This window comes from Acetivibrio clariflavus DSM 19732, from assembly GCF_000237085.1.
Lineage (GTDB): Bacteria > Bacillota > Clostridia > Acetivibrionales > Acetivibrionaceae > Acetivibrio > Acetivibrio clariflavus.
This window is the reverse complement of record NC_016627.1, coordinates 2,083,100-2,110,032: the sequence shown is the minus strand read 5'-3', so window position 1 is coordinate 2,110,032 and position 26,933 is coordinate 2,083,100. Positions and strand designations below refer to the sequence as shown.

The 26,933-nt window shown below is 34.4% G+C and carries 21 protein-coding genes; 16 read left to right on the top strand and 5 right to left on the bottom strand.

Annotation, left to right across the window (positions count from 1 at the left end):
- Positions 1–170 precede the first annotated feature (170 nt).
- Together CLOCL_RS08945 and CLOCL_RS08940 are read left to right on the top strand one after the other, a co-directional pair.
- Positions 171–1,670, top strand: a complete 1,500-nt coding sequence (locus CLOCL_RS08945) for an HD domain-containing phosphohydrolase (protein ID WP_014255027.1) — start codon at positions 171–173, stop codon at positions 1,668–1,670.
- Between the two features lie 258 nt (positions 1,671–1,928).
- Positions 1,929–3,383: an aminopeptidase gene (locus CLOCL_RS08940; protein WP_014255026.1), complete on the top strand. Its 1,455-nt coding sequence runs from the start codon at positions 1,929–1,931 to the stop codon at positions 3,381–3,383.
- A gap of 100 nt (positions 3,384–3,483) precedes the next feature.
- On the opposite strand, the gene CLOCL_RS08935 is transcribed toward CLOCL_RS08940, so the two are convergent.
- Entirely contained in the window at positions 3,484–4,410 is a 927-nt protein-coding gene (locus CLOCL_RS08935; protein ID WP_014255025.1) for an LCP family protein, read from the bottom strand.
- Positions 4,411–4,648: 238 nt separating this feature from the next.
- On the opposite strand from CLOCL_RS08935, the gene CLOCL_RS08930 reads away from it, so the two are divergent.
- Together CLOCL_RS08930 and aroC are read left to right on the top strand one after the other, a co-directional pair.
- Positions 4,649–5,167: a shikimate kinase gene (locus CLOCL_RS08930; protein WP_014255024.1), complete on the top strand. Its 519-nt coding sequence runs from the start codon at positions 4,649–4,651 to the stop codon at positions 5,165–5,167.
- Positions 5,168–5,275: 108 nt separating this feature from the next.
- Positions 5,276–6,454: a chorismate synthase gene (gene aroC, locus CLOCL_RS08925; protein ID WP_014255023.1), complete on the top strand. Its 1,179-nt coding sequence runs from the start codon at positions 5,276–5,278 to the stop codon at positions 6,452–6,454.
- 100 nt (positions 6,455–6,554) lie between these two features.
- Here aroC and CLOCL_RS08920 read toward each other — a convergent pair whose 3' ends face one another.
- Positions 6,555–7,211, bottom strand: a complete 657-nt coding sequence (locus tag CLOCL_RS08920; RefSeq protein WP_014255022.1) for a PilZ domain-containing protein — start codon at positions 7,209–7,211, stop codon at positions 6,555–6,557.
- Positions 7,212–7,648: 437 nt separating this feature from the next.
- Between CLOCL_RS08920 and CLOCL_RS08915 the strand changes: the two genes are divergently transcribed.
- The 4 genes from CLOCL_RS08915 to CLOCL_RS08900 all read left to right on the top strand — a co-directional run bounded on the left by CLOCL_RS08915 (position 7,649) and on the right by CLOCL_RS08900 (position 12,719).
- The gene (locus CLOCL_RS08915; protein ID WP_014255021.1) at positions 7,649–8,617 is read left to right on the top strand and encodes a carbohydrate kinase family protein; all 969 of its coding nucleotides are present in this window, start codon (positions 7,649–7,651) and stop codon (positions 8,615–8,617) included.
- Positions 8,618–8,772: 155 nt separating this feature from the next.
- Positions 8,773–10,155 carry a peptidylprolyl isomerase gene (locus CLOCL_RS08910; RefSeq protein ID WP_014255020.1) on the top strand — a complete coding sequence of 461 codons (1,383 nt, stop codon included), beginning with the start codon at positions 8,773–8,775 and terminating at the stop codon, positions 10,153–10,155.
- A gap of 17 nt (positions 10,156–10,172) precedes the next feature.
- Positions 10,173–10,691, top strand: a complete 519-nt coding sequence (locus CLOCL_RS08905) for an RDD family protein (protein ID WP_014255019.1) — start codon at positions 10,173–10,175, stop codon at positions 10,689–10,691.
- Between the two features lie 258 nt (positions 10,692–10,949).
- Positions 10,950–12,719 carry a glycosyl hydrolase gene (locus CLOCL_RS08900; RefSeq protein ID WP_014255018.1) on the top strand — a complete coding sequence of 590 codons (1,770 nt, stop codon included), beginning with the start codon at positions 10,950–10,952 and terminating at the stop codon, positions 12,717–12,719.
- Between the two features lie 74 nt (positions 12,720–12,793).
- Here CLOCL_RS08900 and CLOCL_RS08895 read toward each other — a convergent pair whose 3' ends face one another.
- The 3 genes from CLOCL_RS08895 to CLOCL_RS08885 all read right to left on the bottom strand — a co-directional run bounded on the left by CLOCL_RS08895 (position 12,794) and on the right by CLOCL_RS08885 (position 15,943).
- Positions 12,794–13,582: a CsxC family protein gene (locus tag CLOCL_RS08895; protein WP_014255017.1), complete on the bottom strand. Its 789-nt coding sequence runs from the start codon at positions 13,580–13,582 to the stop codon at positions 12,794–12,796.
- Between the two features lie 117 nt (positions 13,583–13,699).
- Positions 13,700–14,422, bottom strand: a complete 723-nt coding sequence (locus CLOCL_RS08890) for a DUF7852 domain-containing protein (RefSeq protein WP_476691458.1) — start codon at positions 14,420–14,422, stop codon at positions 13,700–13,702.
- Positions 14,423–14,494: 72 nt separating this feature from the next.
- On the bottom strand, positions 14,495–15,943 hold the full coding sequence (locus CLOCL_RS08885; protein ID WP_014255015.1) for a methyl-accepting chemotaxis protein: 1,449 nt from the start codon (positions 15,941–15,943) through the stop codon (positions 14,495–14,497).
- Positions 15,944–16,611: 668 nt separating this feature from the next.
- Here CLOCL_RS08885 and CLOCL_RS08880 point away from each other — a divergent pair.
- From CLOCL_RS08880 to CLOCL_RS08845, 8 genes are all read left to right on the top strand, one after another.
- Positions 16,612–18,312, top strand: coding sequence for a molecular chaperone HscC (locus CLOCL_RS08880; protein ID WP_014255014.1), 1,701 nt, complete (start codon positions 16,612–16,614; stop codon positions 18,310–18,312).
- Between the two features lies 1 nt (position 18,313).
- A complete protein-coding gene (locus CLOCL_RS08875) occupies positions 18,314–20,869 on the top strand; it encodes a J domain-containing protein (RefSeq protein WP_014255013.1) in 2,556 nt (851 codons plus the stop codon).
- Between the two features lie 346 nt (positions 20,870–21,215).
- Positions 21,216–22,199, top strand: a complete 984-nt coding sequence (locus CLOCL_RS08870) for a hypothetical protein (protein WP_014255012.1) — start codon at positions 21,216–21,218, stop codon at positions 22,197–22,199.
- 514 nt (positions 22,200–22,713) lie between these two features.
- The gene (locus CLOCL_RS08865) at positions 22,714–23,775 is read left to right on the top strand and encodes an IS30 family transposase (protein WP_014253858.1); all 1,062 of its coding nucleotides are present in this window, start codon (positions 22,714–22,716) and stop codon (positions 23,773–23,775) included.
- 175 nt (positions 23,776–23,950) lie between these two features.
- On the top strand, positions 23,951–24,295 hold the full coding sequence (rplS, locus tag CLOCL_RS08860) for a 50S ribosomal protein L19 (RefSeq protein ID WP_014255011.1): 345 nt from the start codon (positions 23,951–23,953) through the stop codon (positions 24,293–24,295).
- Positions 24,296–24,603: 308 nt separating this feature from the next.
- The gene (gene lepB, locus CLOCL_RS08855; RefSeq protein WP_014255010.1) at positions 24,604–25,266 is read left to right on the top strand and encodes a signal peptidase I; all 663 of its coding nucleotides are present in this window, start codon (positions 24,604–24,606) and stop codon (positions 25,264–25,266) included.
- 12 nt (positions 25,267–25,278) lie between these two features.
- On the top strand, positions 25,279–26,151 hold the full coding sequence (gene ylqF, locus CLOCL_RS08850; RefSeq protein ID WP_014255009.1) for a ribosome biogenesis GTPase YlqF: 873 nt from the start codon (positions 25,279–25,281) through the stop codon (positions 26,149–26,151).
- Positions 26,135–26,917: a ribonuclease HII gene (locus CLOCL_RS08845; protein WP_014255008.1), complete on the top strand. Its 783-nt coding sequence runs from the start codon at positions 26,135–26,137 to the stop codon at positions 26,915–26,917. Before ylqF ends, CLOCL_RS08845 begins: the two co-directional genes overlap by 17 nt.
- Positions 26,918–26,933 lie beyond the last annotated feature (16 nt).

The following is a 26,933-nucleotide window of genomic DNA, read 5'->3' as shown; positions in this document are numbered from 1 at the left end:
GGATACACAAAACAAATCTGGCTAATTGACTGTTGCAATGATGGTAGTATACACATAAAAACATGCATTGATTTACAGTATTTAAACAGAGAAAAAATACAAAAGTTTGATGGATTAGGAATTTTCTCCAAGTATGCTTTTTTAGACAGTTGGATATAGGAGGAGTTACAATGAGAAAAAAGATAGCTGAAGTTTCAACGGAATATAAAATTCTTATTGTTGACGATGAGGAAGGTATTATTAATTCAATTAAAGTTATGCTCACCAGAAGTGGATATTTCAGTGTTGGTATTTCAGATCCTATAGAAGCTGTTAAACTTTTGGAAAATGAACATTTTGATATGCTTATTTTAGATTATATAATGTCACCTATTTATGGCGATGAAGTAGTGGCTAAAATAAGAGAGTTTAATAAAGATATATATATACTGTTATTAACAGGTCATAAAGATCTTGCACCACCTCTTGAAACAATTAGAGCCCTTGATATTCAAGGATATTGTGAAAAGGGCGATCGATTTGACCAGCTGTTGCTCTTAATAGAATCCGGGATAAAATCCATATCTCAAATGCGTACCATCAAACAGTTTAAAGACGGACTCAATAAAATACTCGGTACAGTACCTAAAATATACCAGTTGCAGCCCATTGACGCAATTTTAGAAGAGATTTTGGAAGGACTTATGCCGCTTGTTAACAGCAAGGACGCCTTTATACTTGTAGATGACTGTAACAGCAGTCATGGAGAAATTATTTACAAGGGTATTGGCGAATATAAGATTTCAGTGGATTCATTAATAAAAATGCTTAGTCCCAATTTAATGGAAAAGATCGGGTATGCAAGGGAAAATAAAGTAAAAGTACAAATGGACCACGGATTGATTTTACCTATTATAGGTGAAAACGGAAAATCCATAGGTGTTATGTATGTTGAAAGTAACAGTTTTGACGAAGGCATAAAACTGCTTGAAATATATTCAGTCCAAGCTGCTACATCTATAGTAAATGCCTTTTTGCACTCTTTGATAAATATGAAAAAAGAAGAACTTGACAAGACGTATATGGAATTGAGAAAAAGGTACATTGATACTATTGAAGCATTGAGACTTACAGTAGATGCTAAGGATTACTATACCAGAGGACACTCTGACAGGGTATCCTATTATGCGGTAAAATTGGGAGAAGCCTTTAATTTAAGCCCGAATGAACTGGAATTGCTGAAAGTCGGAGGTATATTCCATGATATCGGTAAAATAGGCACTGCAGATGATATATTGTTTAAAGTTGATAAATTAAACTTTTATGAATATGAAGAAATTAAAAAGCATCCGATAAAAGGCGCTTATATATTATCTGCAATTTCCATGTTTAAAGATGTTGTCCCCCTTGTTAAGTACCATCATGAGAGGTACGACGGAAAAGGATATCCTGAAGGCTTAAAAGGTGAAGAGATTCCTTTTCTCGCAAGAATTCTGTCAGTCGCGGATGCCTTTGATGCGATGACTTCTGACAGAAAATACAGATCAAAACTTAATCTTGAAGAAGCAATAAATCAGTTTAAAATGTATTCCGGAACACAGTTTGATCCCGTTGTGGTAGACAAGCTGCTTGTACTGCTTGAAAATTATGACTTTATGCAAAGGGAAATTGCAGCAACTTTTTCCGAATAAATATTTATCTATAAATGGAGAGTAAACTCTCCTATTTTTTTATTAGCTATTTTGGGAAAATAAACTAATAAAACAGAATCGACCGGTTTCATAGTGATTTCACAGTTTAATTCCTGAAAAGATGGGTAATAAGCAATAAAGTAAAGAAATTAAACTTTAATGTTTAAAAATGTGGGTATAATAAAAAAAGATAAGCTATTATATATAAATAGTGATATAATTTTTACTTGAATGATATATTTTTGAGGAGGAAGACTTATGGCTGATAATAAAACTCAGGGTCAAATATTATCGGAAAAATTACTTATTGAATCTAAAAGTGCCTGGGAAAAAATAAGTGATGAAGAATTCAGATTAACTTTTGATTTGTGTGAAAGATACAAAACCTTTTTAAATAAAGCCAAAACAGAGAGGGAATTTGTAGAAGAAACTGAAAAGCTAGCTAAAAGCAAAGGTTACATAGCTATAGAAGAATTGATAAATTCTCAAAAAAAATTGATGCCCGGTATGAAGGTATACAGCATTGGAAGAAATAAAACTGTTGTATTGGCGGTAATAGGTGAAGAGAGTCTTGAAAAAGGTGTAAACATAGTTGGTGCTCATATTGATTCTCCCAGGATTGATTTAAAACCTAATCCTGTGTATGAGGCAAATGATATGGTTTTTTTAAAAACCCATTATTATGGAGGAATAAAGAAGTATCAGTGGGTTACTATTCCTTTGGCAATGCATGGTGTGGTGGTAAAAAGAGACGGAAGTAAAGTCAATATTAAAATAGGCGAGGATGATAACGATACCGTATTTACTATAACAGACCTTCTTCCTCATCTTGCAGCGGATCAGATGCAAAAAAAGATGAGTGAAGGTATTACCGGAGAAGGTCTTAATATTTTATCGGGTTCCATACCTTATAAAGACGATAAGGTTAAAGACAAGGTAAAATTAAATATACTCAATATATTAAACGAGAAATACGGTATTGTGGAAGAGGATCTAATTTCAGCAGAGTTGGAAATGGTTCCGAAATTTAATGCTGTGGATGTAGGATTTGATAAAAGTATGATAGGGGCCTATGGGCAGGACGACAGGGTATGTGCCTATACAGCATTGGAAGCAATATTGGATACCGAAAAGGTCAAAAGAACAGCAGTTTGTATTTTAACCGATAAGGAAGAAATAGGCAGTATGGGTAATACCGGAGCTCAATCCAGTTTCTTTGTAAATTTTCTTGCGGATTTGTGCAGTCTAAGTGTTGATAATTATAATGATATAATGCTTAGAAGGTGCCTGTCCAATTCAAAAATGCTTTCAGCCGATGTAAATGCCGCAATTGATCCTACATATGAAAATGTATATGAAAAGAGAAATTCTTCATTTTTAGGCAGGGGAATTGTTCTTCAGAAGTATACCGGGGCAAGGGGAAAGTCCGGTGCAAGCGATGCTAATGCGGAATTTGTTGGTGAAATAAGAAAACTGTTCAATGACAACAATGTTGTTTGGCAAAGTGCCGAGTTAGGAAAAGTGGATCAAGGCGGAGGAGGCACAATAGCACAGTTTATTGCCAATTTAAATGTTGACGTAATAGACTGCGGTGTAGCCGTGCTGTCAATGCATTCACCCTTTGAAGTAACAAGTAAAGTGGATGTTTACATGGCCTATAAAGCTTATAAGACTTTTTATATTAACTTGGTTAAAGAAATTAATTTTGATTAATAACAAAGAAAATATTATAAGCAGGCATATACCATGAATATAAAAAATCGGAGGACTTAACCTCCGATTTTTTCCTCATGAATGAAACAGCAATTATATATCAGTTTTCTCTAAAATATTGGGATATAATTTCACTTGCCTGTTCGCGATCCATTTCATAGTACCATATATTGTTAATATAAGCAGATTCGCCGGGAAGTTTCAGCATTGTAATTTCATCAGCGTTAACTTTATTTATATTTTTGGATAATTTTAATACTTCATCTAAAGTAATATTTGTATCAATATTGTTAAAAACAACGTTTAAGATGTTATTCATTTTGGTTATATAAACTATGTTGACTTTTTGTCTAATAAGCTCTCTTATAAAGTTTTGCTGAGCCTCTATCCTTTTCAAATCGCTGCCGTCATAATTTTTCGTAACCTTACCTCTGTTATTTTGTCTGAATCTCATAAACTGCTCGGCCTTTTCTCCATTTAAACGCTGTTGGCCTTTTTTCAAATGGATATGGAGATTTTGGAGAGGATCATCATAATCCATATCCTCAGGCACATAATAATCTACTCCGTCCAGTATATCTATTATCTTTCTGAAAGTTGACGTGTCAATATAAACATAATAATTGATATCAACACCGAGAAGATTACTTACGCTTTCAATTGCCTGTTCTCCGCCTCCTAGAGGATAGGCTGCATTTATTTTTGAAGTTTTATTTTTTATGCGAACTTTTGTATCCCTCGGTATTGAAAGGATATTGATTTTAGCCGTCGTCGGATTAAAGTTTACAAGCATCATGGTATCGGTATTTTTAGCTACTTTATCGCCGCCTAAAACCAATACATTGACGTTTTCTGCTACAGTCTTATACGGATCCAATATATCGCTTATAATGCTGCTATTGTTTGGAGTATATTCATCAGCAGAAACTTCTGACAAATTTATATATCCAAGGGATGCAACTCCCAAAATAAACATAAAAGATGATATAACCGAACAAAATATAAGGAAAAATTTTCTCATATTCATAATAATCTACTCCATCTAATTTATAATATAAAAAAATTCAAAATATTCTTCGCTATCACAACAATAAAGTATAAATCAACTGGTTGAAAATTTCAATCATTAGAAGACGGTTATATTAATTTTATAAAAAATTTTTGTTGGTTCATTTACCATTTATGTGTATAATACTATTATATAAAGATAAATATAAAATTTTGTCATTATATAATTTCTAATATAAAAACACGGGGGACTATAAATGAAATTTAAGAACATAGTTTTGATTGGTATGCCGAGCTCGGGAAAAAGCACTATTGGTAAACCTTTATCAAAAGAGCTGAATATGCAGTTTATCGATACCGATTCCCTTATTTTTGAGAGAGAAAAAAGAGCTCTGAAGGATATAGTAAATGAAGATGGGCTTGAACGCTTTCTTCAAATTCAGGAGAACATAATTTTAGAGATTGATGCTGAAAACCATGTAATATCCACCGGCGGAAGTGTAGTATACAATGCAAGGGCAATGGAACATCTTAAAAAAGACGGGTATGTTGTATTTCTTGATGTAAAACTTGATGAAATTAACAGCAGGTTGAAAAGCGGAAGAAGATTTGCGAGGAATCCAAATCAGAGCTTTGAAGATCTGTATAAAGAAAGGTTGCCTCTTTACCAAAAGTATGCAAATATTACAATAGATTGTTCAAATAAAAGTGTCGAACTTTTAGTTAAGGAAATAAAAGACCGATTTTTATCGGCTGCAAAGGAATGCAGCGGTTAAGTAAGAATAACAGGCAATAGTGTATTTCCGAATTTGGCATATAATAAAAAATAGCAGTTGCTAAAATCTTATAATTATTACAAAAATAAGAACTGGAGTTGGTGTAGTATGGTAGGAAACACATTTGGAAGAATTTTTCGTATTACCACATGTGGTGAATCTTATGCGGGGGCCTTCAGAAAACATCTTGACATACCCAAGGAACTCTTTGGGGGACTTATAGCAATTGTTGATGGTGTGCCGCCAGGAATAAAACTTACAGCAGATTTTATTCAGGCAGAAATGGATAAGAGAAGACCGGGGCAATCCGAATTTGATACACCCAGACAGGAAAGGGATAAAGTATATATTTTTTCCGGAGTTATGGAAGATGATATAACTACAGGTGCACCGGTAGGTTTGATAATTTCCAATGATGTTATAGAGGACCAGCATATCCAAAAACATAAAAGTTATAGGGAAGTGGTTCGTCCGGGTCAGGCAGGCTATACATTTTTTAAGAAATACGGACAGTTTGCAGACAATATTGGTGCAGGGAGAGCTTCCGGAAGGGAAACTGCCGCCCGTGTTGCCGGTGGTGCAGTGGCAAAGGCTGTATTGGACACCATGGGAATTGATGTTATTGCATTTATCACCGAAATTCACGGAATTAAAGCAGGTAAAATCTCTTATGAAACGGCAAAGGCAAATTACCGAAAAAATGAAATAAATTGTCCCGATCTTGAAAAAGCAAAAGAAATGATGGAAGAATTGAGAAGGATTAAAGAAGAAGGCGATTCAGCCGGAGGTGTTGTTGAAATAATTGCAAGAGGAGTTCCGGCAGGATTGGGTGAACCGGTATTCGACAAGTTGCAGGCCACATTGGCTCATGCTCTGATGTCTATAGGTGCAATAAAGGGTTTAGAATTCGGAGACGGTTTTGAGCATGCCAGAATGAAAGGGTCAGAATCCAATGATATTCCGTATTTTGATGAATCGGGAAGAGTAAGATTCAAGACAAATCATGCCGGAGGTATTTTAGGAGGAATTTCCAACGGTGAAGATTTGAGAATAAGAGTTGCAGTTAAACCTACGCCTACTATTTCAATAAAGCAAGAAACGGTTAACATGTATAAAAAAGAGAATGTTGAGGTAGAATTCAACACAAGAAATGACCCCTGTGTGTGCCCTAGAATCTATCCGGTATGTGAAGCAATGGTAAGAATAGCAATTTTAGATGCTCTTTATATTGCCAAAGGTTACAGGGCTGTTTCACAGAACATAGATCCCAGATGGGACTTTGTATAAATTTTGAAATATAAAAATAAGGAGCTAAAATTTAAGGACTTGATAGGTTCTCAATTTAAGATTGAAAACCTGTCAAGTCCTTTTTATTAAAATTTTTGGCTTAGTTCTTTGACAGTTTGTTGGTTATTATTCTCCGGTATGACTCATATTGGGTTTTTAGCATTACAACGGCAAAATCGTGGGTTAGTTTCAAAAGTTCAATGCAATGCTCCAAATCTTTCATTATATTTTTATCCATATTGCTGAATTCAAGGCCATATTCAAAACCGTAATTGCTTTTGTTCTTCCAAACTATGGTTGCTTCAAAATCAAGGTTTTTGTCTTCAATGGTTGTGTTAATTCTAATATTATGACCTTCTTCATATTCAATTTTCGAACATAAGGATAAACCATCGAGACTCATATTGCGAATATAGGCAAAGTTCTTTTCTTCTTTGTCCAATATGTAAGCGCAAAGGGATACGGGGAATCTTTGAGTAATTCTTCTGTCTGTAATGGTAATCACGTTATTGACAAGTATACTGAAGGTGTTTTGCTGATAATCGATACCCGAAATTGTGCTTTCACAGATGTTTACAATATTATCCTGTTCAAAGCCCATTACTATTGGGTCATTGTCAAAGTAGTTGAATATGAGAAAATCTTTGTCAGGCTTTATAACATAGTAATTATCGTGAACATAGCTAATAACGCCCTTATTTATTTGTTTGCCGGAATAGTGCTTTAAGGTTACAATTTCTCCTACTTTTAAATTCATATAATCATCTCCGCATACAAAATTAGATTTTTAATGATTAAATAAAATGCGATAAAACTATGAAGCTGAAGAAAGTACTTTACAAGATAAGTTCATGAGAGAATGTAAAAAATTTTGCGGAAAATGCACAAATAAAATGTAACTATTTATATTATAGCATATTTTAGTGAAATTATATAGTATATTTTATAAATTAATAAAAAAATATATATAAAATAAATTTATTACATAGAAATAAGGTATGGACATAAAGGTCTTATTGTGAAATAATTAAGCCGAAAGATGCAATAAAGATTAATTTGACTTTATTAAATAATTATACCAAATTTTGTAATAAATCTGACAAATTGAATTTTACCGAGTAATTTTTTAACAACTCGTAAAAAAGTAAGCACCAATAAAAAAGCAAAATTTAATATTAAAAGGGATGATTTCATATGTATTATGTTACAGCATTAGGAGAACTTCTAATTGATTTTACTTCTATTGAAAATCCCGAACAGGGAAACACGTATTTTGAGCAAAATCCGGGTGGTGCGCCGGCAAACCTGGCGGCATGTATTTCAAAGCTTGGCGGAAAAACTGCGTTTATTGGCAAAGTTGGAAAAGATATGTTTGGCAGTTTTCTCTCAGAGGTTTTAATCAAACATGGTGTTGATACAGCTGGGCTAAAATTTAGTGAAGAACATAATACAACACTGGCCTTTGTGAAATGTGACAAAAGGGGAGAACGTACATTCACTTTTTATAGGAATCCAGGTGCAGATACCTGTTTGACTCCTGCAGAAATTGACTTTAAACTTATTGACTCATCTAGAATATTCCATTTCGGATCTTTATCCATGACCGATGAACCGGCAAGAAGCGCAACTTTAAAAGCATTGGAATATGCAAAGAGTAAAAATCTTATTATTTCTTACGATCCAAACCTTCGCATGGCACTATGGAAAAGCAGTGACCAAGCTTTAAGGGAAATTACATCGGTTTTGTCCATGGTTGATATATTGAAAGTTTCAGAAGAAGAACTTGAATTTATCACAGGTATGGGGGATAATGAAAAGGGAAGCAATTTGTTGTTTGATAAATATGGGATTAGCCTGATACTTGTGACAAGAGGTGATAAAGGGTGTTATTATAGGTTTGGAGATATTACAGGATCAAAACCGGCATTTAGAAACATTAAGGTTATAGATACTACAGGAGCCGGCGATGCCTTTTTAGGGGGCTTTCTTTACTATATAGTTTCCAAAGGAGTTTTAAAGATGGAGGATATTGATAAAGAATTACTGGAAAACTCAATAGTCTTTGCAAATGCAGTAGCTGCATTATGTACCACCAAAAGAGGCGGTATACCGGCAATGCCTAATATAAATGAAGTAAAAAATCTTATAAATGGAGATATATAAGTTGGTTAAAATGAAAAATTTACAAATTGTACACAAATCTATAATATTCCTGTTGTATAATAAATTCTAATACTAATTTGAATATAAGTTTGTTTCAGCATTAGATTAAAAATTAATATTTATGTTAATTTTATTTTTTAAGGATGGGGGTTCTGATGAAGAAAAAGATTATATTGGCAGCATCACTTGTTTTAGTGGTTGCGATTGCAGTTACTGCAGCAGTGTTAAGCACAAAAAATTCAAAAAATGAAAAGGAAAATGACATTTTTAAGAATATGACAGAAATAGAGAAACTAGGATTTGAAGCTCTGAAAATTAATGGTACATATGTCAGTACCGACATATTCAGGGATGAATATAATAAATTTTACCAAAAATACAAAAACAACGCAGAAATGCTTCAAAAGACTGATGAAGAAAGATACGATCTTTTATTGAATCAAATAATCAATAATATTGTGCTTGAGGATTATTTTGAGAATAAGGCCAATGTTACCGTTAGTGAAGAAGAAGTTGAAGCTTATGTTGCAAAATATGTAAAACCCAGGTATTCAACCAGTGAAGAGCAGGCTGACTATTTTCAAAAAATGGGCTTTGCCAATGAAGAAGATATGAAAAAGAATATAAGGGACTATTTGATAAAACAGCAAGTTTATTTTGATGCTGCTAAAAGATATGGTATTACATTGACTGATGAGGAAAGGGAAGAAGCTTATCAAAGACATGTATCGCAAAATATAAAAGCAGATATAAAAAGTATTCTGATTGCAATTAACGAAAACCGAACAAAGGAACAGGCTGAGGAAATTGCCAAAACTGTGTATTCAAAGCTTAAAGCTGGAGAAAGCTTTGAAGAACTGGTAAAACAATATTCCGATGACGATGGAAGCAAGGAAAATGGCGGACTGAAAAAGAATGTTACAGCAGGGTACAATGAAGAGCAATTTGATGCTGCTGTATTTAATGCAAAGGAAGGACAGCTTTTAGAACCTATTGAATTAAATAAAGGTTATGAAATTGTTTATGTGGAAAAAATAAAGGATTTAACTCACCCCAAAGATGAGTATTCGGAAATTGTTTTGGTTGAGAAATTTTTAAATTCAGATGAATATAATGAATGGCTCGATAGTATAAAAAAAGACTATGATATTGAAATAACCGGCCCGAGTTTCAGAGCTTTCAAAGCGTTTAAAGACGGAAATTACAACGAAGCAGGAATGTTGTATCAGCAAACCTATGAACGAACGAAAAATCCCGGTTACATCGACAGAGCTTGCGAAGCCTATTCACTGGCTGAAAATTGGCCGGAACTGATAAAAGTATGTCAAATTGGCCATAAAGCCAGACCGGACAACCTCATATATTATATACATGAGGCAAAGGGAATTTATAAGAACGGAAATCAAAAGGAAGGATTAAAGAAATTGAAAAAAGTACAATCCAAAGCCAAGGATAACGTTTTTTATCTCGGAGTAATTCAAAATATTTATGAAGAGCTTGGATTAAAAGAAGAGGCTGAGAAAGTAAAATTGAAGTAAAAAAGGAGATTTATAAATTGGATTTAAGAAATGGCAGCAATACTATGGAACACGATAATATAAATGCCAGACCGTGGGTTAGATATTGGGCCAGATACATTGATATGTATTATATGGCAGTCCTGATTATTATGCTTCAAAAAATATTTTTTCCGACAAGGCAATTGGATTTAAATATAGCTACCGTAGGAATGTATATTATATGGATATTGCTTGAAGCACAGCTTTTGGCAACATGGGGAACAACACCGGGAAAGTGGCTGTTAAAAACTAAGGTAAGGGATGCAAACAATAACAAGCTTTCATTAAAAACTGCATTGGCCAGATCCTTTCTTGTTTGGTTTATGGGACTGGGAATGACTGTTTTTTATCCCATAACAGAGATTCTTGCCTATTCGGAACTGAAAAACAAGGGCGTTACTGTATGGGACAAGCGTTTGAACTGTAATGTTATGCATGAAGATTTCGGAACAGAAAGAATTCCTTTAATTGTTGGAGCGATTATTTTACCGTTATTGGTTATAGATTATATATGAATAATAGTACTGACAGTACTTTAAAATATGCTTTTCTAAATGCGTTTAAAACTGATTAAACGCATTTTTTATTTAAAAATGTAACTACAAAAAATATAAAATTTCAAAAGAAAAATATATAATTGTAAAAGGAGAGAAATTATAGTAATATTATTTTATAGAAAAATAAATTTACAAAAATAATATAACTTAATTTGTAATATTTACTAATGGTTAGAAATTTGATTTTTTTACCTTATTCAGAGGAGGAGTTATAACATGTACAGGAAAGCAAAATCAAGGTTTTTCTCGATATGGACTTTGGCGGTACTTGTGTCGACAATGTTATTTACTTCAAACGCAAATGCCATACCGCAGGAAGGAGTTAAATATGAGTTTGAAGACGGTAAACTGACTGGTGTCCAAGTTTATACCGATTATGCAGGGGAAACAGAAGACGGCAAAAAATTTGACTTAAGCGGTGCTACTTGTGTTTTTATGCCTCAAAAAGGGACAAGTATTTCTGTTAACGTTGATATTGACAAAGCCGGACTTTACGAATTGATCATTCGTTATGCACAACCGTATGACCCGAGAAGAAAGGTGCAATATTTAAATATAAACGGTTCAAACCAAGGTGAGGTTAGCTTTGCCTATACTCTCGAATGGAGAGAGATGTCAGCAGGTATTGTAAAGCTAAATAGCGGGATTAACAATATTGAATTGGAAAGTTATTGGGGTTACACCTATTTCGACTATTTGATAGTTAAACCTGCCGATGAGGCCATTACCAGCCTTAAGGTCGAGAAAAAACTGGTCAATCCCAATGCTTCAGACGAGGCCAAATCCCTTATGAGTTATCTTTGCGATATATACGGTAAACACATACTTGCAGGTCAGCAGGAAATATGCGGTTCTCATAATTACAGTGCATCGGAAGCAGAGTTTACATACATATTGGAAAAGACAGGTAAAATGCCTGCCGTTAGAGGTTTCGATTTTATGAACTATAGAGGAAACGGCCTGGGCTGGGATGATGAATGTGCTGAGCGTGTTATAGAATGGTATAAAGAAAAGAATGGTATACCCACTGTATGCTGGCACTGGTTTTCGCCGGGGGATATAGGTAAGAAAGGCGATGGCAGCTTTTATACCGAATATACAACATTCAGTATTACAAAGGCTTTGACGCCGGGAACCCCTGAAAATGAAGCTTTATTGAAGGATATTGAGTTTATGGCTTCAAAGTTCCAAATGCTTGAAGATGCAAAAGTTCCGGTTTTATTCAGACCACTTCACGAAGCAGAAGGAGGATGGTTCTGGTGGGGAGCCGAAGGTCCCGAACCTTGTGTTAAATTGTATAGACTACTATATGATAAGTTTACAAACGAATATGGGCTGGACAACATTATTTGGGTTTGGACTTCCTCTGCTTATGATACATCCTCACAATGGTATCCCGGAGATGATGTGGTGGATATAATCGGATATGATAAATACAACGCAAAAGACGGTTTGCCCAATGGAAGTGCAATTACATCAACTTTTTATAATCTTGTGAAACTCACTAACGGTAAAAAGCTTGTAACCATGAGTGAAAACGATACAATACCCAGGGTTGGAAATCTAATAAACGAAGGCGCAGGATGGCTTTATTTCTGTCCATGGTATGGCTGGTGGCTTACAAGTGAACAGAACAATCCTGTTGAGTGGCTGATAGAAATGTACACCAGTGATTATTGTATAACATTAGATGAACTTCCGGACTTGAAGACTTATCCTATAGAAGGATTTACTCCATATCCAGCTCCTACGCCAATCAATGAAGATGTAATTTATGGAGATTTGAATGGTGACAAAAATATAGACTCAATTGACTATGCTTATTTAAAAATGTATCTTTTGGGAATGATAAAGGAATTTCCTTCGGATAACGGTTTGAAAGCTGCTGATTTAAACGGTGACGGAAGTATAAATTCTATAGATTATGCTTACTTGAAATCTTACCTGCTTGGAATTATAAAAGTCTTTCCCGTTAATGAAATGTAGATAAAAAAATGATGGCTATTATCTTTATTGGATAATAGCCATCTTTATCATGTTTTACTTAGGGAGTATAGTTATTATCTGTATTTTTTCTTGTCGTTGTCATGGTCCTGGGCTTTGCCTGGAATATTTACCTGCTGTTTCTGCAATAATTTTAAACGCACAAATATAACCATTTTTTCAATAATTTTATCAAAAGTAAATGAGTCTTTACTTCCGCATTCAAATTTATCTTTTAAGATATCGTCTTCGAAAATTTTTACTTCTTCCAGTTCGCAGAAAATTTTTTCATTGAAGAATTCTTTGTGAATAAAGCTAACTTCGCAGGGATCGCTGCCAATGATTTCCTGTCCGCAGTAGTCGTTTCCTTTTATATTATCATTGAATAAAGCTATTTGTTTTGTCTCACCTGTAGCGTGAACTACCGGAGGTACGTCAAATTTTATATCGGTTACGCATTTGAAGGGTACTTTTACAGTTGTATGTTTAATCTTTCCGCTTATTCCGTCTTTATATTCATTTGTGCAGTCAACAGTGGCATACTCGATGTTTTTTCTGACGTATCCGCTTAAGAAAAGTTTGCCTTTTCTTGGGGATTTGCAATCACGATCGAAATCGTATCCTGTTTCAATTACTTTACACTGTGTTATAAACAAGTTCTTTTTTATTCTTTTGATTTCAAGAGCAGGCTCATCCAATTGAATAACCGATTCCACATCTATTTGAATTACCGGTTCTGCAAGGACAACAGGAACTTTTCCAACGAAAGGTCCATTAATTCCTTTTGGTGTTAAAAGTTCATTTGAACATTCTGTAAGAGTTTCGGATTCGATTACTCCGGATTTGCAGGTAAAATCCTTATCCATTTATTTAACCTCCCCAAATTAATATGAAAAGAGATTTATCATTAAATTCCTATTATTATTATTATTATATGATACTAGTTATGTAATGTGATTATGAAAACAATTATACCGCCATATTCAGGGTGAATTGTAAGGGAGGCCTCTGGGTATGCTAACTTGCTGCCATTGAAGTATTGTAAAAGTTATATATAGAACCAGATATTCCGTTATTGTGTCAAAGGTATTACTATCTTTTGAAAACATGCTTTTTTTGATAATATCAGCTTCATATATATCCGCTTCATCAAGTTGACATAACAAACATTCTTTGGTTGATGATTGGTTTAATGAAGAAGACAGGCTTACGGATATAAATTTGTTTGAAATTAAAAGAGAAGGGCGAGTACAGTATTCTATCTTTGCTGCAAAATCAAAAGGTATTTTTACTGTTTTAAAACATAGTTTGGTGGAACTTTTATCATCTATAGACTGAAAAGCAGTATATTCGATACTTTCATCAATATAACCGCTGAGGTATACTTTTCCATGCCTTTTATCTCCCATATCCAAAAGCGAGCATTGGTTAAGATGTACGGATCTTTTAAAATTGCGTATATCTACAGCACTATCATCGAGGGAGATTTCTGTATTGATGCTTATATGTACTTTTGACTGAGATATAATTACAGGAATCCTTGCAACCAAAGGACCGTACCGTCCTGATGGAAGTATGGATTCGCTCTGTATCTCATTGATGGTTTTAGCTTCAACATTTATGTCTTTCTTATTGCCTTCGGTATTCATTCCGATACTCCTTTTATTATATATGTATATTAGTAAATGTATCGTTTTATGAGGCAAAAAAAATAGCAGGATTCCAAATAAAAAGAAAAAAGCCCTCAGTTTTAATACCTTAAGAGGGCTTTGTCATTATCAGTTTATGTCTTCATCCAATATTCTCATCAGCTCAGTAAGTTCTTCGACACTTGTAACCATACTGCCAACCCGTTTTTGCTGTTCATCAGCACTGGCAAGTATTTCTTGAACTGATTTTGCTGATTTTTCTGAGATAGTAGCTACTTTAACCATTTCCTCAGTAACTTTGTGAGCTGACTGTAATAAACGTTCATTTATGAAGCTAAGGGACTCAGCTTGTTTAAGAACCTCTTCAGAGTTTATCTTGATTTGATCAAACAACTGCTCCACTGTATTCACCGATTGCTTACCGGAATCCACAATTTTAAGACCATTCTGGACAAATTCATTTACTTGACGAATTTTATCCTGTATGATTTTAACACTTGAGTTTACCTGTTCAGAAGCTTTATGTGTATTCATTGCCAGTTTACGAATTTCAGTGGCGACAACAGAAAAACCTTTCCCATGCTCTCCAGCCCTTGCCGCTTCTATTGAAGCGTTTAAGGAAAGTAAGTTGGTCTGGTCTGAAATTTCTTTTATCATAGAAACAATATTGTCGATCTTGACGCTTTCTTTATTAACTTCACCAATTGCTGAAGATGTATTGCTGACAAACTTGTCTATTTCCTGCATTTGATTAGACATTATTTTCATTTTATTCTGGCCTTCTCTGGTTACTTTTGTTGTATCACTGGATTTCTGGCTCACATTGGATGAGGCATCTCTTGTTTGCTGAGTAGTAGCTGTAACATCTTGCATTGCCAGCAAAACATCATTGAAACTGGTGGCTTGTGTTTCAATCCCGACGGATATTTCCTGAAAAGCCGATACCAGTTCTTGAGATATGGCACCGGTAGAAACTGCATTTTCATTAAGATTAATAGTGGACTTTCTTAGTATTTCTACCGAGTGAGAAACCTTTTTCAAAAGTTCATCAGTTTTTTGCTTTGCAATTTCCGATTCAATTGCCCCTTCTTTAATTTTGTTTAACATTTGGGTACCAATGCGACTTTGTGCCACTAAAGCAGTTAAGGAAAATATAAAATAGGCATTGGGAGAAAATTTGTCTATGTGGGCGTAACCCGGCATTGTAAAAAGTGCATAATTCAATATAAATATAGAAATTATACCATTGAGGAGTAACGGACGGTAATTGTGATAAATAGATATAATAGCTAAAGATAAATATAAAATCAGGGAATTGGGAAAGTTAGTTGTGTTTTTTATCATAAAAAAGGATACAAGATTAAAACTTATTGCAATAATATACATGATATATGGAATTGCGATTTTTCTCCAAACAAGAAAGACGGCAAACAGAGCAACCGGCAGAGCATATTTTATTACTGCAAACATTGTGATAGGGTATTTATACGCAGATGCTGAGCCCAACACAACACTTAATGAAAGAATTGTAGCCATTAATTTATTTCTCTTATGTAGTGCAAGCAATTCCTTATCCACATTAGTACCTCCTGTCTTAGTAAAAAATTCACTGCGTAGTATTCCATATTCACTTTTCAAATTACTGCAAATTCTTTTAAATAATATAAAACAAGATTTTATACTCCCTTAATAATTGAAAAATGAAAAATAAGCAGCGGAATGAATGCCGACAGAAGATTTTTTTATATAGCTTTTTATAAAGATATGATGTAACAGATTCTATTATCTTTGAAGTTAAACAGGCCCACGTATAAAATTACGTATGAAATTATTATATTACCATTGAAATTTAGATTCAATCATTTATAATTAACTTCTTTGGACTTTTTTGTTATATTTTGTTGAAATTTTATTGTATTTTTTATATGCTGATATTAGTTCATTTTATCAGTAAAATCTATTACTTTACCGATAAATAAGTAAATACAAAACAAAGCTACACTTGACTAATTATAAAAAAAGTTATAATAAATAACAATGAGAGTGAAAATTTATTCAAAGACAGAAGGAGTATATTTTTTTAGCCGTGATTATATCTATAAAAGCAGCAATTTAAAATAATCCTATAGAATTGATATTTATAGTCTAAGTCTTTCTTGATTTATATAAAAAGCACTGGATAGAATATAGCATTTTTAGTATAATATTTAGATAATATTTAGATATGAGTGATTTTGGAGGACAGTATGGCTATTGTTGGAATTGATTTGGGTACAACAAACAGTTTGGTTTCCTATTGGACTGAAGAGGGGTCAATTGTTATTCCGAATTCTTTAGGACAAAATCTTACTCCGTCCGTGGTCAGTATAGATGACAATGGAGAAATTTTGGTCGGTCAAATTGCCAAAGAAAGACAAATAACACATCCGCATTTGAGTGCTTCCGTGTTTAAAAGAAACATGGGCACAAAAAAGAAATATGTTCTTGGAACAAAAGAATTTCTTCCGGAAGAACTCTCGGCACTAATTATAAAATCCCTGAAGGAGGACGCGGAAGCTTACCTTAAAATGCCGGTTACTGAGGCTGTTATAAGCGTACCGGCCTATTTCAGTGATGCGCAGCGAAAGGCTACAAAAAGGGCAGGGGAACTTGCAGGACTTAGGGTTGAACGCCTGATTAGCGAACCTACCGCTGCTGCAATTGCCTATGGATTGCATCAGAGGAATGCCGATACAAAGATTTTGGTCTTTGACTTAGGTGGCGGAACCTTTGATGTATCTATCCTTGAATTGTTTGAGAATGTAATGGAAGTACGGGCAGTGGCAGGTGATAACTATTTGGGCGGAGAAGATTTTACCGAAATACTTGTATCTCAGTTTTTAAAACATCATTCAATCGATAAGAAGGATTTGGACCAAAAAACCGCTGCTATGCTAAAGAAACAGGCTGAAGTTGCAAAACGATCCTTCAGCGAAAAGAAGACAGCTACAATTGAATGTACCATCAATGGTGAAAATCTTTCCTATGAGATAAGTCTTGATGAATTTGAATCGGCTTCAAGGCATTTGTTCCAGCGCCTCAGAGAGCCTGTAGAACGTGCGTTGAGTGATGCATCTTTAAAGCTAAGTGATATCGAGTCCATTATTTTAGTTGGAGGAGCAACAAAGCTTCCTTTGGTACGTACTTTTGTAAGTAAGCTGTTCGGGAAACTTGCATACATAAATATAAATCCCGATGAAGTGGTAGCTATTGGTGCAGGAATACAAGCTGCACTTAAAGGTAAATCGGCACCTATTAAGGAAGTTATATTGACCGATGTATGTCCCTATACGCTTGGAACCAGTGTTTCCATAAGAAGAGCTCAGGGTTATCATGAACCGGGACACTTTTTGCCCATCATAGAACGAAATACTACTGTACCGGTTAGCAGAGTGGAAAGACTGTATACCATTTATGACAATCAAAAGTATATAAACGTCGATATTTTGCAGGGGGAATCCCGCCTGGCAAAAGACAATATTTTTCTTGGCGAGATAAATGTACCTGTTCCGCCAAAACCGGCAGGGGAAGAAGCTATTGATGTAAGGTTTACATATGATATCAACGGAATTCTGGAAGTAGAAGTAACTGTTGTATCAACCGGTGTAAAGAAAAGTGTAATTATTGAAAAGGACCCGGGGCACATGACCAAGGAAGAAATAGCTGAAAGAATTGAAAATTTGGCTCACCTTAAGATTCACCCAAGGGATAATCAGGAGAATAAGCTTCTTATTGCCAAAGGTGAAAGGTTGTATGAAGAGAATATAGGAGTTACCCGTCAGCAAATAGGTCAGCTATTAAGAGAGTTTGAGGAAGTGCTTGATACCCAGGATCCTAAACTTATTGCAGAAACCAGAAAGAGGATCATGGAAATATTCGAATCTTTAGACTTGAAAGGAGAATTTTAAGATGGATTGCTTTCAGGTTTTAGGAATTAATCCTACAAAGGATGTAAAAGAAATTAAGAGAGCTTATTCAAAAATGCTTAGGATTCACAGCCCGGAAAGCGATCCTGAAGGGTTTCAAAGAGTAAGAGAGGCATATGAGGAGGCAATTGCCAAAGCCAGTCAGGAAGATGTAGCTGCGGAACCTCAAACTCCCGTAGACCAGTTTATGGAAAAGTTTAAAGAGTGCTATGACAACTTTGAAAAAAGAATCGATGAAAACTGCTGGAGGCAGCTTTTGGACAGTGATATTTGCTATAATATTGAGACGGGAAAAGAAATAAGTGACAGAATTTTGGCATTTATAATGGAAAACTATAATTTTCCATATGAGATATGGACTTTATTTAACAGTTACTTTTCCTGGACTTCAAAAAAAGAAAGTCTTTACCAGACGTTCCCGAAAAATTTCATTGATTTTGTGATTTACAAAGTAACAAACAAAACCTATTTCAGATATGAATATGTTAAGAATTGTCAAAAAGGCAAGGAAGAATATTTTCTTACAGAGTACAGTAAAGCAAACAGTGCATTGGAAGAATACGATTTATATAATGCCAAAAAAGCTTTGGAGAATGCAAAAGAAGTATGCGAAAGCCATCCCGATTTGCAGATTTTGATTTCAAGATATCTTATGATAAACGGTCAGCTTGAAGAGGCAAAGGCAATATTAGATAAGCTTTTGGAAAGTTATGAAGATGACTTGTTTGCCTATTACTACAGAGGTAATCTGTTTTTCAGGCTGGGAAAGTTTATTGAGGCATACAATGATTATAAACAGGCCCTTAACATAAAACCCGATTTTATTGATATTTTATTTTCCATAGGTAAATGCTGTATGAGCCTTGGTAAGTATGAAGAGGCTACAGAATATTTTGAAAAGCTTACAGATATTATTCAATATAACAGAGATGCAAGAATATTGTTAAATTCGGCCTATGGCTTTTATTTGGAAGAGCTGAACAAACTTGTTGAAGAAAAACCTGAAGATATTGAGTTGAAATTTAAGCTGGCGAAAGCTTTGTATGCTTGCCACAAAACAGAGGAAAGCTTTAATGTATTAAATGAGATTGAACAAAAAGTACAGTTTAATAGCGAAATGTATATCCTGCTTTGTAAAGTTTTGTATAATTTGGGCAAAAAGGAATTATCCTACGCAACTGTTGATAAAGCTTACAAGTTGTATCCTAACGACTATAACATTACATTTTACAAGGCTTGTATGCTTGATGAGTTTAATAAGTATGAAGAAGCTGTAGCTTATTACGATAAAACTGTTGAGCTGAATCCTCAAGATGCTGTAGCTTACAGCAACAGGGCATTTGCCTTGAACAAACTTAAAAGATACTCGGAAGCATTGGAAAGTGCCAATCAGGCAATAAAAATAGATCCGTATATGGCTCATGGTTATAAGAACAAGGCTGAAGCACTTTTAGGATTGGAACTGTATCAGGAATGCCTTGAAGCTTGTGAAGAGGCATTGAGTATCTTTCTTTATCTAATCGACATATACGTAATAAAAATGAAGCTCTACATAAAAGTAGGACAGTTGGAAGAAGCTCTTAATGTTTTTAACAGGGCTGCAGAATACGGTCTCAGAGATAGCAGGCTTTATTATCAAAAAGCTAATGCATTGCGCTTAATGCAAAAATATGATGATGCCATATCATACTGTGACCAGGCCATTGAATTGGATGAAACTAATAAAGACGAAGTTAGTAAAGAAGTATATTTTTGCAAAGGCCTTTGTCTATATAATAAAGATAAATTCAGTGAGGCTGTTGAATGTTTTGACAATGCTATAAAAAAGGATGAAAGATATAGCGTAGCTTATTATTACAAGATATTGAGCTTATTGAACAACTCAAGAAATGATGAAGCATTGAAGACGTTGGATAACGCAATAAATATGAAATTGGAAAATTTAGATAGGTTCTATGAGCTTAAGGGAGATTTTTATGCCTTTCAGTACAGGTATAACGAAGCTATTTCGGAATATAAAAAAGCTATCGAAGAGAACCCATATTGTGCTGCTTATTATTATTCGCTTGGGTATAATTTGGGGAATATTTCGGAATTTGAAAAAGCTTTGAAGTATTTGGATAAAGCTATTGAAATAGATCCCAGTATACCTAGTTACTATATATCCAGAAGTCATGCTTATTACAGTTTGGGTAAATACAAAGAATGTATTGAAGACTGTGACAGGGCACTTCAGATTGAATCGGAATATCTGCCGGCATTAAGAAATAAAGCCTGGGCCTGTTACAAGCTTGATAGAATTGAAGAAGCGGAAAAACTGTGCCAGACTGCTTTAAAACAAGACGGCAGCAATATAAATTTACTGTACTTAAAGTTATATATTTTGAGGTACAAGGGGTTAAATCAAGAAGCTCTTATAGTTTGTGACAGAATACAGGAGTTGGATTCCGATGATAAAGAAATTTTTACAATTCGTGAGGAGCTTCTCAATTCTGTAAAATCAAAAAAAGGTTTCTTTAGTTCTATTTTCGGTAAATGATTTATATTGCTTTTGGCATTATATTCATGTTTTTAATGTAAAATAGTAAGTTCTGCGGCATTTTGAAAAAACAAATTTTTATGGTTAATGTTAAGTATCCGGCTGTTTTTACGGTCGGGTACTTTTTATGTTCCGCCGATATGTATTGGCAAAAAATATCGTAAATTTTTATTATTGTAAAATTTGTACAATTTGATTTCATTTACGATACACACACACATAGCAGTTCAATTAACTCAGATATCATTGCTATTGGTTATGGCTGTCATATGTCAAAATATAGGAATAAACGCCTGAATTACATAATATATATAGAATAGGATTATGTTTATTGGAGAGAGATGTTATGAATAAGAGAATTCGCATAGTAACAAAAATTTCCTTTTTTATAGGGGCTGCATTCATATTTGCTGCATCCTATTTTGAACTGTTCTTTCCTCCAAAGAATGCATTTTATTTAGGCATTCTGGGTGACACCTTGCTCGCAGGAATAAAAAGTTTGGGCTTGGCAATTATAACGTCCACACTTGTAAATATATTAAAAAATTGGATGGAACCTACCGAATCTCTTGTCAGCAATGGATTCATAAACCGATTAAGCAAATGTGAGATGAAGGAACTAAAGTCAAAAATAGAAGCTGAACTGTATTTTAGAGATAACAATCACGATAAAGACAATTTCTATATCTTCTTTCAGGAGGAATTGTCATCTTTGCTGAATGATTGCTATTACAAATACTATAAAACCAAAATAGAATGCAAAATCTGTGAAAATTACATAACAAAAACAATCAGAAAAAAATTTGAAATTGTAAATCCTTCGAAAAAGGAAGCCGTTGTCAGAATCCCTTTTGGAGCTGAAATGCAAAAGGTCGAAAATGTGGATATCGATAAGCTATATATTATCAAGAAGTTTACTGTTGACTCGGAAGACTATACAAAAGAAATTAATGACAGCCTCATAATAAAAGAGAACTGTACGGACAGCAATGATGCTTATTGCATAGATGTTCATACCTTCTGGGATATAAAAGTAAAAAAGTCGCAGGTTATTGATATGGTCATTGAAACAATTGTTCCGCTTAATGATGTTTGTTTTTCAAATAAAATAACAAAGCCTTGTAAAGAATATAACCTTATTTTTATAATTAATGACCCCTCTTATCAATTATCTTGGCATAGTTTCGGTTTTATGGGAAATCATAAGGACTTGTTGATTGAAGAACCTATGGATAACGGATTGGAAATTGGTTTTAAGGAATGGATACTTCCGGGAGACGGAGTTGTAATTTCAATTAGTAAAAATGAAAATTTAATGACTAAAAATTAAAAAAATGTTCATACTAATATGTGTTCGTATAATTTTTTAGAATAACATAGGACAAACACCATTAGCAAAAGGTGTAATATACTGATATTGAAGGGAGAGAAAAAAGATGAACGGTGAGAGAACTGTAAATTTTTATGACGAAAGGACTGTAAATTAAAACCCAGCAGAAAACTGCATGAGAATGTCAATTTTATACGGATTCTAAAAAGCGGTATTTAAAGCAGTGCTACATAAGCATCCGTATAGCATGGATATTATGCAAAAGCAGCACAAATGCCATGGGTTTTAATACATTAACATCAATATAAAAATAAAGATGGCCTATGTTTTGAAACAATGAAACTTAGACCGTCTTTTTTATATTTTTTTATAAACGATACGAATACAAGTTAAGCAAAAAAATAAGGTAAGTTGTAAAATTAATTGCCCAAACATGATAAAAAAGAAGTGACTCAAATCAGAACCTCTGATAATGTTTTAAGTGACAAAACCAAAACATATTGGAGGGTCCGAAATGAGTCACCTTAATAATACCACTAAACGAAGAAGTTTTAAACACCTGGATGTGAGGGAACGGTATCAAATTGAAATATTATTGAAAGAAGGTAAGAAACCAAAGGAAATAGCCAAAGTAATGGGAAGGGACAGACGGACTATAGAACGGGAAATAGCTCGTGGCAGCGTGAGGTTGCTAAACAGCGATCTGACCTATTCAGTGAAGTACTGTGCAGACGTAGGACAACGAAGATATGAAGAGGCGTCATCAAATAAAGGAGCGGGTTTAAAGATCGGGCATGACCATGAACTAGCCAATTACATAGAGAAGAGGATAAAAGAGGACAAATATTCGCCGGACGCGGTGATAGGAGAGATAAAAGCCAAAGGGTTAAGGTTCAGAGCCATGATCTGCACAAAGACGCTATACAACTACATAGACAAAGGGATATTTGCTAATATAAGCAACAAAGACCTTCCGGTAAAGCGGAACAAGAAGAAGAGGAAATACCGAAGAGTAAGGATAGCATTAAAGAATTTGAGGGGGACAAGCATAGAAGAAAGGCCGGCACATATAGAAGAAAGAGGAGAATATGGGCATTGGGAGATGGATTGTATAGTTGGCAAAGGCGGAGAAAAGGGAGCAGCATTGTTGGTACTGACGGAACGGAGTACGAGGCAGGAGATAATACGTAAGATGCCGGATAAAAGCCAGGCATCGGTAAAGAAAGAGATAGACAAACTGGAAAGGAAGTATGGGAAGAAGTTTACCAAACTGTTTAAAACGGTCACAGTAGATAATGGAACAGAGTTTCTGGACAGCAAAGGGCTTGAGGCATCAGTGCTTGTTCCTGGTAAGATGAGGTTAAAGATATATTATGCACATCCATACAGTTCATGGGAACGAGGGTCGAATGAAAACGCTAATAAGCTGATTCGACGATTTATTCCTAAAGGGACGGATATAGGGAAACTAACGGAGAAAGAGATAAAAAGGATTGAGCACTGGATGAACAATTACCCAAGGAGAATATTTGGTTATCGAACTGCGAATGAAATGGCAAAGATTGTGGTCGCTTAAAACAGGGTTCTGTAAGATTTTGTAAGGCAATTAAACTTGCAATTTAAATAAGCAAAAAAATAAACAAATAATCATTTACAAGCAGCATTTTATATGATATAATTCTTACTTGTGAAATACGGACGGTCCGCTGTTAAATACAAGAACGTCTAGGCAGGAGGGAGGATTGCTAGTCATGAATGTAATTGAAGCAATTGAAAAAGAACAGTTAAAAGCTGAGAAGCCTAAAATTGAAGTGGGCGATTATGTAAAAGTACATGCTAAGATTAAAGAAGGTAACAGAGAAAGAATTCAGATATTTGAAGGAACTGTTATCCGTTTGAAAGGCTCCGGAATCAGAGAGACTTTCACAGTAAGAAGAGTTTCATACGGAGTTGGAGTTGAAAGAATTTTCCCTGTTCACTCTCCGAATGTTGAACGTGTTGAAGTAGTAAGAAAAGGTAAAGTAAGAAGAGCAAAGCTTTACTACTTAAGAAACAGAGTAGGAAAAGCTGCGAAAGTAAAAACAAAGTTGGATTAATATCTAATATAAACAAAAGAGACGTCAAGTCTCTTTTGTTATATTACTCCTTTTTCGAAAATGGGTTAGTATAAAGAAATGATATCAATATTTAGAATTTTATTTCTGATTTTACCGAAAATTTTCCCGATTATAAAAATAAATATGTCTTTTACCTGTAACAGATTATTTTACAAAAAATAATATAATGATATAATAAAAATCATTAGATCTTTTATTTATTGTAATTTTATTCATATTCAGATATTTTAGTTATACTGAAAAGCTATATCAATATAATAAGATTACAGGGAATAGGGAAGTAATTTATGGAGTATAATAATTCGAAAAATAAAGATAAAGTGAAAGAAATGGATAAATTCGGCCTAGACTATGAAAAAGAAAGACCAAACTATTTGATAGAAGCTTTTAAATGGAGTTTGGTGGTTATTGTGGCTATATTTATAGCACTTATACTCAGAGCTTATGTATTTGAATGGGTAGTAGTTGAAGGGCCATCCATGGAGAATACTCTATACAGCAGGCAGGTTTTGCTTGTCAATAAAATTGTATACACCTTTGTTCCGCCGAAGAGAGGGGATATAATTGTATTTAAGGTTTCTGAAGGAAACCTTGACTATATTCCGATAGCTAAAAATATCCCTGTTTTATCCTCTTTGATTCCGCCAAAAAATGAAATTGACTATATAAAAAGGGTTATAGGATTACCCGGCGATGAAATAGATATAATTGACGGCTATGTATATATAAACGGTAACAAGCAAAAGGAATCTTACGTAAAAGGTTCTACTGTGAAGCAAAGTTTTGAATTGCCTTGTGTTGTACCGGAGAATAAAGTTTTTGTTATGGGTGATAATAGAGAGGTCAGTAAAGACAGCAGGCAATTCGGATTTGTGGATATGGAAAAAATAAAGGGAAAAGCGGTTTTTAGAATCAGGCCGCTGAAAGAATTCGGAAGTATTTACGATTAACAGGAGGAAAAAATGAATATACAATGGTATCCCGGTCATATGGCTAAGACCAGGAGAATATTGGCTGAAAATATAAAGTTAGTAGATGTGGTAATAGAACTTTTGGATGCAAGAATCCCTATAAGCAGCAAGAACCCGGACTTTGACGATATATTTAAGAATAAGCCCAAAATAATAGTATTGAACAAGTCCGACCTGGCCGATGAAAAGATTTCAAGCAGTTGGAGCAAGTGGTATAACTCTAAAGGTTATGCCAATATTTTTATTGACTCAATTAAAGGAAAGAATATAAATCTGTTAAAAAATAAGATGCAGGATCTTATGAAGGATAAAATTGAAAGAGATAAGCTAAAAGGAAGAATTTCAAGACCTATTAGAACGATGATTGTGGGAATTCCCAATGTGGGGAAATCTTCTTTAATAAATAAAATTGCCGGCAGAGCCAGTGCTGTAACAGGTGACAGACCTGGTGTCACCCGGGGTAAGCAATGGATAAATGTCAACGACAAGATACAGCTATTAGATACCCCCGGCATATTATGGCCTAAATTTGAAAATCCTGAAGTGGGCATAAATCTTGCAATAACCGGAGCAATAAAGGATGATGTAATAGATACTGTAGAACTGGCTTCCATACTTTTTGAAAAGTTGGCAAGGTTATACCCCAAAAACTTGATGGAACGTTACAAGCTGACTTCCATTGAAGGCAAGACAGGATTTGAACTTTTACAAATTGCCGGAAAAAACAGGGGCTGTATTATTTCTGGTGGTGAAATTGATATGCTTAGAATTGCTTCAATTGTTTTGGATGAGCTGAGGGGTGGTAAAATCGGCAAAATAACGCTTGAAAAACCGGAGGATATAATAAATGACACAACTGAATGAAAAGCTTACTTTGAAGCAAATAGAAGCTATTATAGAAGAAATGAGTATTGACGGAGCATTAAATAAGTTATATGCCTTTAAAGAAGAGTACGGCACAAAGGTGGACAAGTTAATCGTAAAGTATGAAAAGAAGAAGCTTCAGTGGGAAAAAGAGTTTAAGAGATTTGAGGATATGCGCCGTTATGAAAAAGAGGCCTATAGTGAAGGTGTAAAATATATTGCCGGTATAGACGAAGCGGGCCGCGGTCCTTTGGCAGGGCCGGTTGTAGCCGCTGCTGTAATACTTCCTGAAAATGTGTTTATAAACGGGCTCAATGATTCAAAAAAATTAAGCGAAAAGCAAAGAGAAAAGCTGTTTTCGGAAATAACTGAAAAAGCTGTTGCCTATGAAGTAGGGATTGTTGACGAAAAAATTATTGATGAGCTCAATATTCTGAATGCAACTAAAGTGGCTATGGAGATTGCTGTTGAAAGTCTCAAAGTAAAACCTGATTTACTCCTTATCGACTCTGTAAAGCTGGACAGTTTGAAAATACCGCAAAAGTCAATAATAAAAGGTGATTCTCTCAGTATATCAATAGCAGCAGCTTCGATTATAGCAAAAGTAACCAGAGACAGGCTTTTAGAAGAAATGGACTCGATTTATCCCGAATATGGCTTCAAAAAACATAAAGGATACGGCACAAAAGAACACATAGAGGCTATCAGGAAGTTTGGAATCTGTCCCATTCACCGGGTAAGTTTCACAAAGAATTTTACTTTATAGGTTATTGAGAATGATA